The sequence below is a fragment of the Ruminococcus bromii genome (genome assembly GCF_002834225.1).
Taxonomy (GTDB): domain Bacteria; phylum Bacillota; class Clostridia; order Oscillospirales; family Acutalibacteraceae; genus Ruminococcoides; species Ruminococcoides bromii.
In genome coordinates, this window is record NZ_NNSR01000066.1 from 1 (window position 1) to 10,153 (window position 10,153).

13 protein-coding genes and 1 pseudogene are annotated in these 10,153 nt (G+C 36.6%); 8 read left to right on the top strand and 6 right to left on the bottom strand.

Annotated elements, in window-relative coordinates:
• Positions 1-178: 178 nt before the first annotated feature.
• The 3 genes and pseudogenes from RBATCC27255_RS07030 to RBATCC27255_RS07040 form a co-directional block, all read right to left on the bottom strand.
• Positions 179-1,174: pseudogene (locus tag RBATCC27255_RS07030) on the bottom strand (IS256 family transposase); the annotation flags it as partial.
• Positions 1,152-1,733, bottom strand: a complete 582-nt coding sequence (locus RBATCC27255_RS07035; protein WP_101029349.1) for an IS3 family transposase — start codon at positions 1,731-1,733, stop codon at positions 1,152-1,154. The pseudogene RBATCC27255_RS07030 and the gene RBATCC27255_RS07035, both read right to left, overlap by 23 nt.
• Positions 1,734-1,792: 59 nt before the next feature.
• Positions 1,793-2,068, bottom strand: a complete 276-nt coding sequence (locus RBATCC27255_RS07040; RefSeq protein WP_101029350.1) for a transposase — start codon at positions 2,066-2,068, stop codon at positions 1,793-1,795.
• 185 nt (positions 2,069-2,253) lie between these two features.
• Here RBATCC27255_RS07040 and RBATCC27255_RS10765 point away from each other — a divergent pair, with 185 nt between their 5' ends.
• The 8 genes from RBATCC27255_RS10765 (at position 2,254) to RBATCC27255_RS07080 (ending at position 7,465) form a co-directional block, all read left to right on the top strand.
• Positions 2,254-2,448, top strand: a complete 195-nt coding sequence (locus tag RBATCC27255_RS10765) for a hypothetical protein (protein WP_423242037.1) — start codon at positions 2,254-2,256, stop codon at positions 2,446-2,448.
• A gap of 142 nt (positions 2,449-2,590) precedes the next feature.
• Positions 2,591-3,052, top strand: coding sequence for a DUF2712 domain-containing protein (locus RBATCC27255_RS07050; protein WP_015524130.1), 462 nt, complete (start codon positions 2,591-2,593; stop codon positions 3,050-3,052).
• Positions 3,053-3,172: 120 nt separating this feature from the next.
• Positions 3,173-3,865, top strand: coding sequence for a DUF4352 domain-containing protein (locus RBATCC27255_RS07055; RefSeq protein WP_101029351.1), 693 nt, complete (start codon positions 3,173-3,175; stop codon positions 3,863-3,865).
• A gap of 18 nt (positions 3,866-3,883) precedes the next feature.
• Positions 3,884-4,708: a hypothetical protein gene (locus RBATCC27255_RS07060; protein WP_101029352.1), complete on the top strand. Its 825-nt coding sequence runs from the start codon at positions 3,884-3,886 to the stop codon at positions 4,706-4,708.
• Positions 4,698-5,399 carry a hypothetical protein gene (locus RBATCC27255_RS07065; RefSeq protein ID WP_015524128.1) on the top strand — a complete coding sequence of 234 codons (702 nt, stop codon included), beginning with the start codon at positions 4,698-4,700 and terminating at the stop codon, positions 5,397-5,399. The genes RBATCC27255_RS07060 and RBATCC27255_RS07065 overlap by 11 nt, the downstream gene beginning before the upstream one ends.
• Positions 5,321-6,232 (top strand): hypothetical protein, encoded by a 912-nt coding sequence (locus tag RBATCC27255_RS07070; protein WP_117524779.1) that lies wholly within the window; start codon positions 5,321-5,323, stop codon positions 6,230-6,232. The genes RBATCC27255_RS07065 and RBATCC27255_RS07070 overlap by 79 nt, the downstream gene beginning before the upstream one ends.
• A gap of 14 nt (positions 6,233-6,246) precedes the next feature.
• Entirely contained in the window at positions 6,247-6,903 is a 657-nt protein-coding gene (locus RBATCC27255_RS07075) for an ATP-binding cassette domain-containing protein (RefSeq protein ID WP_101029354.1), read from the top strand.
• Positions 6,887-7,465 (top strand): hypothetical protein, encoded by a 579-nt coding sequence (locus tag RBATCC27255_RS07080; protein WP_015524126.1) that lies wholly within the window; start codon positions 6,887-6,889, stop codon positions 7,463-7,465. The genes RBATCC27255_RS07075 and RBATCC27255_RS07080 overlap by 17 nt, the downstream gene beginning before the upstream one ends.
• Positions 7,466-8,153: 688 nt before the next feature.
• On the opposite strand, the gene RBATCC27255_RS10800 is transcribed toward RBATCC27255_RS07080, so the two are convergent.
• The 3 genes from RBATCC27255_RS10800 to RBATCC27255_RS07090 all read right to left on the bottom strand — a co-directional run.
• Positions 8,154-8,372, bottom strand: coding sequence for a DUF4368 domain-containing protein (locus tag RBATCC27255_RS10800; protein WP_242958588.1), 219 nt, complete (start codon positions 8,370-8,372; stop codon positions 8,154-8,156).
• Complete coding sequence (locus tag RBATCC27255_RS10805; RefSeq protein ID WP_306527694.1) at positions 8,317-8,685, bottom strand: recombinase family protein; 369 nt, start codon at positions 8,683-8,685, stop codon at positions 8,317-8,319. Before RBATCC27255_RS10805 ends, RBATCC27255_RS10800 begins: the two co-directional genes overlap by 56 nt.
• A gap of 435 nt (positions 8,686-9,120) precedes the next feature.
• Positions 9,121-10,153 (bottom strand): sodium-dependent transporter (locus RBATCC27255_RS07090; RefSeq protein WP_101029138.1); only part of this gene is annotated, 1,033 nt, incomplete at its 5' end.

The following is a 10,153-nucleotide window of genomic DNA, read 5'->3' on the forward strand; positions in this document are numbered from 1 at the left end:
CCCATAAAATTCTGTGTAAATAATAATCCTTCAAGCAATAACAAAACAGCGGATTGCGGTGTAATCAGGCTTTCTGATTTGCCCCGTGTTAACTTTTCTTTCCTGTCTGCGGAATGTTTTATGCACGATTTGCGTGAATAACATTTTGCGGACAGGAAATTCTATTCTCGGGGGCAAATCAAGCCGGTATTCTGTCCTCAAATATTATCGATAACTGGCTCAAAACTATGTCCCAGTTTCGACATCTTTGTGTCCAGCGTTCGACAATCTTTTGCGACGCTAAATACAACATTTTGCGCAGACTGTCATCGTTTGTGAATGACGGCTTGTTCTTCGTAATCTGCCTGAACTGACGGTTCAAACCTTCGATAATATTCGTTGTATATATTATCTTCCGAACTTCGGGCGGATATGCGAAAAATGTGGATAGAATATCCCAATTTTCCTCCCAACTTTTTACGCAGGAGGGATAAGTTTTGCCCCACTTGTCCTTGAACAAAATCAGGTTGTTCATAGCCTCTTCCTCGCTGATGGCTTGATATACTTTCTTGAGGTCAGCCATCAGTTCCTTGATGTGTTTGTAGCTGACAAACCTTGTGCTTGAACGTATCTGATGAATGATGCAACGCTGGATTTGTGCGTTCGGAAAAGCCGCTTCAATAGCCTGTCTGAAACCTGTCAGACCGTCAACGCAGAACAGAAATACATCTTTAATTCCACGAGTTTTGAGTTCGTTCAACACATTCAGCCAGAATTTACTGCTCTCATTTTCGCCAATCCATATGCCGAGAATATCTTTCTGCCCATCAAGATTGATGCCCAAAACTACATATGCAGCCTTCGTGATATACTGATGATTTTCCTTGACTTTGTAATGGATTGCATCCATAAACACAAACGGATATACTGCTTCAAGAGGTCGGTTCTGCCAAGCAGTCACATCGGGCATAATCTTCTCGCTGATTTCGCTGACAAGCTCGGGAGAAATTTCTACATCATACAGATTTTTGATTCGTTCGGAAATATCACGCTGGCTCATTCCGCAGGCATAGAGCGAGAGAATTTTCTCCTCCATACCGTCTGCATTGCGGTTGTATTTGCTGATTATTTTGGGTTCGTATTCGCCGTTTCTGTCCCTCGGAACTTTGATTTCAAGCTCGCCCATCTGCGTTTTCTTTAAATGCATAGCTTGTGTACTGACAGCCTCTGTCGCTGTAGAATATTGCTCCGCTTATATCTCCGTATTTAGACTTTAATTGCTTCAAGGTATCTATACAAAGCTCTTTTTTCATATTATCTCTCATTTCAAGTGCAAGAATTTCTCCGTTAAAGCAGTCGAGGATTGCTGAAACATACAGCTTTCCGTCTGAACACGTTACTTCCGTTATGTCTGTCAGCAACTTTGAGAGCGGCTTATCGGCAGAAAAATCACGTTTTATCAGATTTTCTCTGTCTTGCGTTTCTGTGTCTGCCTTTGTTATTCCGTGAGATTTTCTGCACCTGTGAATAAGTCCGCCGGCTTTCATTGCACGATAAATTTTGCTTTTGCTTGCTTTTATTCCCTTGAGTCCAAGTGCGGTCTTTACACGCTCTACGCCGTAATCATCGTTATCGGGATGTTCTGCGAATATCTTATTTATTTCGACCAGAAGCAGTTGCCACGATCTTGGCTTACTGCCCTTTTTCAACCATCTGTAATAGCCTGATTCACTGACCTTTAGCACCTTACACATCGCATTTACAGGATATTTTTTCTTGTTATTCCGAATAAATGGATATAGCTGATTGGCTTTTACTTCTTCCGGTCTTTTGCGAAAAAACCAAGTGCGTCCTTTAATATGTCATTTGCTCTTTTCAGTTCTGCATTTTCTTTTTCCAGTTCAAGATTTCTTCTGCGTACTTCTTCGTCACTCATTTCTGATTTTACTTTGTTAGCCTTTGCTTTGCGATTCTTTCTCCAATCGGCTAGTGTGTAATACTGTATTCCAAGCTGTTGTGCAGCCTTTTTCACACCTAATTCATCTGATAGCTTCAGCGCTTCTGTTTTAAATTCTTTACTGTAATTCATTTCTTTTTTTCTTTCATTTTTTATTCTATTCTATCAGATTTTTGGGCTTTTTCCACTGCACTTTTATTATATCAGTCCAGGTATGAATAAGTGCCATATATAGACCCTAAAGTAGTGCTTGAAGCAAAGAAAATGAACTTGCTAACCATTCTTAAAAACTTTGAGCCACACGAACACACGATAGCTTGAAAATTTCAAACGGAAAATGGATGTGGTTTTCTCGTGGGATTGGAGGTACAACAGCTCTCAATTATCTAATTGAGGTTAAAGGTTATAGCTTTATTGAAGTGGTGGAAACAATCACAGGTAAACAGGTTGTAGTTGCTCCAAAACCTATCAAACAGGATAATAAATATTATGATAGACCACTTCTACTATAGTGGTTCAGTTCATTATAAAATGATTAGATTTTTTGTCTTGACAACTGAACCACTATATTCTATAATGGAGATGAAGTGAGTCCGGTGTTTTAATATTTCAAATCTTGAAAACTTTTAATTTTTTATTAACAGGAGATAAAAGATGAAGAAACTAAAAAAGATGATTGTGTTGGGTATGGTCGTTCTTTCTTTGATGTCTGCTCTTACTTTTTCAGTATTCTCTGCCGGTAATGTTTCAGATACAATTATCAACATTAGTGCGAGAAGTAACAACGGAGGTACTCCGTGCAGATCTATTTGGCGTGAGAAGAAAGATTATACATCTGTTTGGTGCGAAAACAAGAGCACATCAGGAGGTTCTCTGAGTGCTTGGGTTCAGCGTACAAATAATAAGAATACTTCCTCCGTAAAAACTGTAGACAGATATTACGGTTCATGGAGCTATAATGGGGCAACTAAGAATATGAAAAATTTACCAAAGGGTACATATTATTATTTGCCTAACTATGTTAAAGAAGACGGCTATAAATATGCTACTTTGGGCTACATTATGAATAAGGAAGCTGTGAGTTACCACATAGCATGGAGTCCTGACAGCATATAAAATATTTGTGGCTTTGTAAGTTATGCTCTGTGCCTTTTAATGAAGTTTTGACTTTATATATGCGCGCAGAGCATGACTTTTAGACTGCGGTAGGGAGTTGCTTATAGAGGTGTTTATATATTGAATAAAAAAATAACAACTGTAATTATTTTGATTATCATCTGTGCTTCATCTATAATAGTTTCCATCTTATACTTGATAAAAAATGATATTATTGACATCAACGATATATACACTAATGCTGATGCAAAAAACACACAGGTTGCAAATGGAAGTAATATCTCTTCCACAGAAAATTCAGCGTTGGGCTCAAAAAGTTGTGTTCTGCTTGAGGAAGGTGCTGAATACGATACTATGTACGACGATAGAACAAGCATTTATGTTAAATTAAATAATATCAGCATTTCAAAAAATAAGGCTGAACTTCCCGAATTTGACACATTTGAGGACTGGGATGAAATTAAAGATAGCCAAGGAAATATTACAAATGAATATTCATATGTAGTGCTTAACATTACAATGATGAATAAAGGAAATGAAAATGTGGAGGTATCATTGAACAGCTTACTTTTGCATTTTGGTACAGACGGTGGATATAACGAAGCACGAAGTTTTAATTCAAGTGAGAAAAAGACTTCAAAAAATTATTTTGTAGAAAAACTTGAACCCGGTAAAAAATTGAATGTTAATGTAGCATATGTTGCTGAGGACAAACAACTTAATGAGTACAAAGACCAACTTTATTTGATGACAGTGCTCTCAGGCAATCCTTTAGGAGAAGGAACTATGCAAGTCATCAAATCCGAAAAATAATAAATGGAGAATGATAAAATGCAAAGAATGATTAAATTCGAACTGAAAAGAAGTTTTAAAAACAGGCTGTTTTTAATTTCTTTGCTAATTTCATTAGCATTGGTAACATGGTATTCGATTGAAAGAATACCATACTGTGTGCAGTTGAATTCTGAATTTTTAAATGATGAAAATTTAATGGGATTTTTTGAAATTTCATATACAAACTGGATTGGCAGTCATAATATCTATCTTCAGCAAAACATTTTTTATATGGCTATTCCAATTCTCGCCACTTTGCCATTTGGTAGTTCCTTTTATGATGATATAAACAGGGGATATGCAAGGAATGTGTGCGTTCGTGCCAAGAAAAAATATTATCTTGTGGCAAAATACATAGCTGTTTTCGTAAGTGGTGGTTGCGTGGTTGCTATTCCAATGGTTCTTAGTTTTCTCATTTCTTCAATATTTTTACCGACAATGCTTCCTGAAGCATCTTATACATTTACTAACATATATCCTGCGTATAAGTGGGCTGATTTATTTTATGTGCAACCGTTATTATATACATCGATATATATTTTTATCACATTTTTGTTTTCGGGAGTAACAGCAAGTTTGTCATTGTTTATTACATTCTTTTTAAACAGAAAATTTGTGACTTTTGTTTTTCCTTTTTTCATTTACATTTTTTCATCATTTTGTCTTGAAATGTTGGGATTTGATGCCTACAGTATCAGAAATCTTGTCACGACTACAAGTGAAAGTGGGACTACCTTTTCTGTAACAATTTTATTTTTGATTTTCTTTTGCCTTTCATTTTTTCCGTATTATTTTATTGGAGCGAAAAAAGATGTTTTTTAAAGCGTGTAGAAAAACTTTTGTTGCAATGACATATTTTAAATATTTGGTTGTTTTCTGTTTACTCTGCAGTTTTGTATTGTTTTACTTTTTTGCTTTTTTAAAAAAAAATATGATGGATATAACAGACAACATATGTATGGCAGATTTTGTGGAAGCCGCCGGGGGTCACACGACAACTATCTTTTTTGTACCAACCGCCGCATTACTTTCAACGATATTTTCCGAAAAAAACAGTAACTTTACAAATGCCTATATTCGCTTTAGATTTAGAAATACATTGGTTGTCAGAAATAGTTTGAAAGTTCTTGCTTTTTCTGTGGCTTTTTGCATTTTATTCCTCGTCGCAGTTCTTGGTATGTCGAGATTTTTTTCACGAACAGTAATTAATTGGAATTCATATGAAAGCTATTATTATCTGTGTGAAGGATGCATAAGCAATGTAGGCTTTGCAAAAGTAGTGATGAAAACTTTTGTATGTCTTTTAATTCCTACAATATTTTTTTCTGAATTAATATGTGCTTTTGGCTGTATAATAAACAAAGTATTTCCGTTCTTAGTGACGGTCACAACATGTATTGCAGTTTCATTTGATGGTGATTGGAATATTGACTTTTGGCTCTTGATTTTTGGGACAATTATAGTATTCGTACTAAATTTATTGTTCATGAAAAGAAAGGATTTTTTAAATTGAAAGTTCGTCTTTTTTTTCGTTTGCTTTCGCATGATATAACAGAGGGAATCATACATAATCGTAAATTTTTTATTTTTGCTGCGTTGCTGTTCATATTTATTGATTTCGTGTATTGGCATAATATTAGCTTATATTTTAGTGATTATAATTCGGTTGTAGACTGCGGTGTTCTGGATTTTTTTATGAATGTTTTTGCCGGATGTGACCCTTTTGATCCGGAGGCAAATAAGGGTGTAGATATTCCCATAACGTGGTTTTCTTTTAATGTACTTCCTTATTTGTTTGTGGGATTATACATTACAAACGATTTGCAGACAAGTGCCGATACCTTTATTTTGCGGGTAAAATCCCGATATTTATGGTGGTTGAGTAAAATAGTTTGGTGTGTTGTTTCTTCAACTTTGTACTATTTACTGTTTTTTGTAATTTCGACAGCTTTTACATTGTTTTCCGGTAATTTTTCATTAACTCAAAACAGTTTAATAACTGAAGAATTTTTGGAGCTAAGCACTTATGGAAAAAGTATGACAGAAATTTTCATTTCCTCAGTACTGTTACCTTGGATGATTACAACTTGTCACATGACATTTGATGCAATTATCAGTATTACATTTGGACCTGTTGTCGCGTTTTTGATGATAGTCTGCCTTATGACCACATCTGTGTTTTATTGCAGCGAATTTTTGCCGTTTAACTTTTCAATGTTGATAAGAACTGATTTTTGCGCCATAAATAATATATCAATATATACAGAACTGGAGGTTGCCTTTTTAATAATCGTTATATGTTTATTTTTAGGCTTGCCAATTATCAAAAGAAAAAACATTATTTAAAGTAGGAGAGATTTATGAATATAGAAATTTGTAATTATACAAAAAAGTTATCAAAAAATCTTGTACTGGAAAATATAAATTTATCACTTTCCGGAGGAAAAATTTACGGTTTTGTAGGTAAGAACGGTTCGGGGAAAACTATGCTTATGCGTGCAATTTGCGGACTGATTTTACCTACCGGTGGTTTTGTAAAAATAAATAACAAAATCATAGGAAAAGACATATCGTTTCCTGATAGTGTTGGGGCTTTAATTGAAAATCCGGGGTTCATTTCTGAGTACTCCGGTTTTCAAAATTTGAAGATTCTCGCTCAAATACAAAAGAAAATAGACGATAAAAAAATAGTGGATACTATGAGAATGGTAGGGCTTGACCCAAACGAAAAGAAGAGTTTCCGAAAATATTCACTTGGTATGAAACAAAAACTTGGAATAGCAGCAGCGATGATGGAAGACCCTCAAATACTTGTTTTAGATGAACCTTTTAATGCGTTGGATGAAGCTTCATGTGAAAATGTCAAAAAAATGATTTTGTCCGCAAAAGTTCCCGATAGAGTTGTGTTGCTGTCGTGCCATGACAAAAATCAGATTAACGCTCTTTGCGACGAAACTATAGAATTAGCGCAGGGTAAAATCATCAGGAGAGATAGTCTTTATGAGAAAGAAAAATAATTTAAAAGTTATTGTAACGCTCCTTATTGTAACAGTATTATGTATATGTGGTGTCATTAGGTTTTTTAGTATCAATTCAAAATATCCGCAAAACGAAAAAGTTGTATATAAAATGGGCGATTCATTTGTTTGTCAAAATGCAAAATTCACTATAACAGATACATACATGCTTAAGCGTATGGACATTATGAATGATGATGATTTATCAGAATATTTGGAAGAAAATTCTGACTATTTGAAAAGTGAAGATTTGAATCTTGGCTTAATAAAAATTATAATTTCCAATACAACAGATGATGAAATAACTGTTGATTTAACAGCTTTTCATATTGAATCAGGTGCTTTTTCATTACAATTTTATTACCCGCTCGTTATGTATTACAATGATTGTGGAATGTATATTAAACTTTCAAAAGGTGAACAAAAAACGTTTATTGCACCCGTTCCTATCTCTTCTGAACAATTTCTCAATTATGATTCCACCGATATTAGAAACAGAACGTATTATTTGGTATCATCTTTATATCCTCAAAAAATAATGTCAGAAGTCAAATTTAATTAAATTCAAGATATTTAAATTGGTCAAATAAATAACAATGTTGGTTTAGCATAATTAGTGCTGAATTACTTGGACATTGAAAAGTTGCCTCGTTGTATAATCATGACGAAAATCTGATTAACGCAAAACTGCAATACAGCAAGGTGTCGTAATCCGTTTCTTGTTCAAGCTTGAAAAAATATTTAAATTTCCTTTTAACGGTAAACTATTGTTTTTTCTCTTGTGTTCGTGCCGCATTGTATTTCTCGTCTGAGTTTGGTTGCAACGGCGGCGGGCATATTCACGGGCAGCTTGCACATTGATTTCATCATTCAGTTTGCCGTCAATCTCACTGTGCGGCGATATTAAAAACGGAAGTGGATTTCTTTTCATTTTGAAGTCCCTTCCGTTCATTTTTCTTTTCGTTTATCTGCTTTACGGCGGCTTTATACCGCGCCAAAGTTTCCTTTACAGACTTTGAATAATCCGTTATGCTCCACTTGCCGGTTTGAGTGTGTCGAATATGATAGTTGATGATTATCAGCCTTTCACGCAGGGTTGGTGGTGATCTGTTGACTGAGCCTGCACAATCTTAGCAAAGCATTGCTGTGCTTGGATTCAAATACCTTGTCACAGCCCTTGCAGCTAAGTGAAAACGGCTCGCCAACCTTGTGTTTTCTCGCCTTTATCAACTGATAGCATTCCCTGCTTTTTAGACGGGCTGTTTCAGCTGCTTCTGCCGCTTAATTTCTTCCTCGCTCAGCTGAGGTTGAGGAATTTCAAACTTGCCGATGAAATTGAGATAGATTTCAACCTCCTGCATACGTTCTCCGTCAATATAATACGGAGCGTGAACTAAAATTTTGTCGATAAACTCATTTATCATCGGCGTAGTAAGCTCGGAAAAATCGGTGGTTATACATCTTTGCACCGCAATCGGCACAATAAACAAGACCCGTCAGCGGATTCGCCACTCCGGTGGTGTCAACACGTCTCGGCGTTTTTGTCAGTTTCTGAGCAAGCTCCCAAGTTTCTCGGTCAATGATTGCTTCGTGCGTGTCATTGAATATCAGCCAGTTCTCCTGCGGATTTTTCACTGAGCTTTTGTCCTTATATGATTCCTTGTGCGTACGGAAATTTACGGTGTCTCCGCAGTATTCCTGTTTTGCAAGAATACTGCGGACAACATATCCGCTCCAACTGAACGGGTGGGTAAACTCCTTTTTGTTTTTCCTTATTCCAATTCCTTTTTTGTAAAGTAAACAGCCGGGGTTTCAACCTTGTCATCAAACAGCGTGCGGGCTATGTCATAAGGTCCGCAGCCTTCTATTGTGAAATGGAAAATTCTGCGGACGACTGTAGCCGCTTCCTCATCAATCAGCCAATGATTTTTGTTGTTCGGGTCTTTCTTGTAACCGTGAATAGCCGAGTTGGTTGTCGGCTTTCCCGATTCGTGCAGATAGTTTGCAATATCAAAAGCATACTATGCCCGAGCGTAAGTGTAGCAACTGGTTTGACGGTTATGTTACAAAAACAAATCCACGTCTAAAAGGTAACACAAGATAACAAAAAACTGTACAGCCGAATATGGTTGTACAGTTTTTAGTTTTATATGTTATTTTATAGGAATGTAACATTGTACAAATTTGCACAATTTGAGCCGTAGGGGATTGCTAATCCTACCCGATAAAGCCTTGAACGAACACAATAACAATCAGCACGGGGAGTGCGTATTTAAGGTACGGCTTCAGCACTCTTGAAAGTTTAAGACCTTTACCCGTGTTACATTCTTCAAAGTAATTGTCAAAGCCCCAGCCGAATTTTGTTGTGCAGAACAGGAGATAAACCATTGCGCCAATCGGAAGAAGAAGGTTGCTGACAACGAAGTCCTCAAGGTCAAGCACACCTTTGCCGAGAATGTTGAAGTCACTCCAAATGTTGAATCCAAAAATACACGGCAGACACGCAAAGAACATAATAATTCCATTGATAATTGACGCCTTTGTTCTGCTCATGCCGAATGTGTCGGTAAGAAAAGCAACAAGGTTTTCAAACACGGCAATAACCGTTGAAAAGCTTGCGAATGTCATAAACAGAAAGAAAAGCGTACCCCAAATCCGACCGCCCGTCATATTTACGAAAACATTCGGAAGCGTCACAAAAATAAGGGCAGGTCCTTGGTCGGGCTGAACGCCAAATGAAAAGCAAGCAGGGAAGATGATAAGTCCGGCAACAATTGCAACAAAAGTGTCCAATGCACAAATCTGAACAGCCTCACCGTAAAGCGTGCGGTCTTTGTTCATATAACTGCCGAAAATTTCCATTGATGCGATTCCGAGTCCGAGTGTGAAAAACGCCTGACTCATTGCAGAGGTGATTACCTTGCCGAGTCCTACATCTTTAACCTTTCCGAAATCGGGAACAAGATAAAAGCTCAAGCCTTCTCCCGCATTTGAAAGCATCATACTGTTGATTGCAAGAATAATAATCAGTGCAAGCAACGCAACCATCATAACCTTGCTGACCTTTTCAATGCCTTTTTGAAGTCCTCGACTGCATACAAAAAATCCGAATACAACGATTATCGCAAGCCATATAATCATCTCAACAGGCGATGCCATAAGGTTGTTAAACACTCCCGAAACCTGTTCTGAGTTCATTCCGCTTTTAAATGTTCCCGTTGCAAATTTATAGAAGTAATCTAACATCCAA

Excerpts from the sequence above, each read along its gene's own strand:
- RBATCC27255_RS07035 (WP_101029349.1), bottom strand. The coding sequence starts at position 1,733 with ATGTGTAAGGTGCTAAAGGTCAGTGAATCAGGCTATTACAGATGGTTG.
- RBATCC27255_RS07050 (WP_015524130.1), top strand. The coding sequence starts at position 2,591 with ATGAAGAAACTAAAAAAGATGATTGTGTTGGGTATGGTCGTTCTTTCT.
- RBATCC27255_RS07065 (WP_015524128.1), top strand. The coding sequence starts at position 4,698 with ATGTTTTTTAAAGCGTGTAGAAAAACTTTTGTTGCAATGACATATTTT.
- RBATCC27255_RS07075 (WP_101029354.1), top strand. The coding sequence starts at position 6,247 with ATGAATATAGAAATTTGTAATTATACAAAAAAGTTATCAAAAAATCTT.
- RBATCC27255_RS07080 (WP_015524126.1), top strand. The coding sequence starts at position 6,887 with ATGAGAAAGAAAAATAATTTAAAAGTTATTGTAACGCTCCTTATTGTA.
- RBATCC27255_RS07060 (WP_101029352.1), top strand. The coding sequence starts at position 3,884 with ATGCAAAGAATGATTAAATTCGAACTGAAAAGAAGTTTTAAAAACAGG.
- RBATCC27255_RS07040 (WP_101029350.1), bottom strand. The coding sequence starts at position 2,068 with ATGAATTACAGTAAAGAATTTAAAACAGAAGCGCTGAAGCTATCAGAT.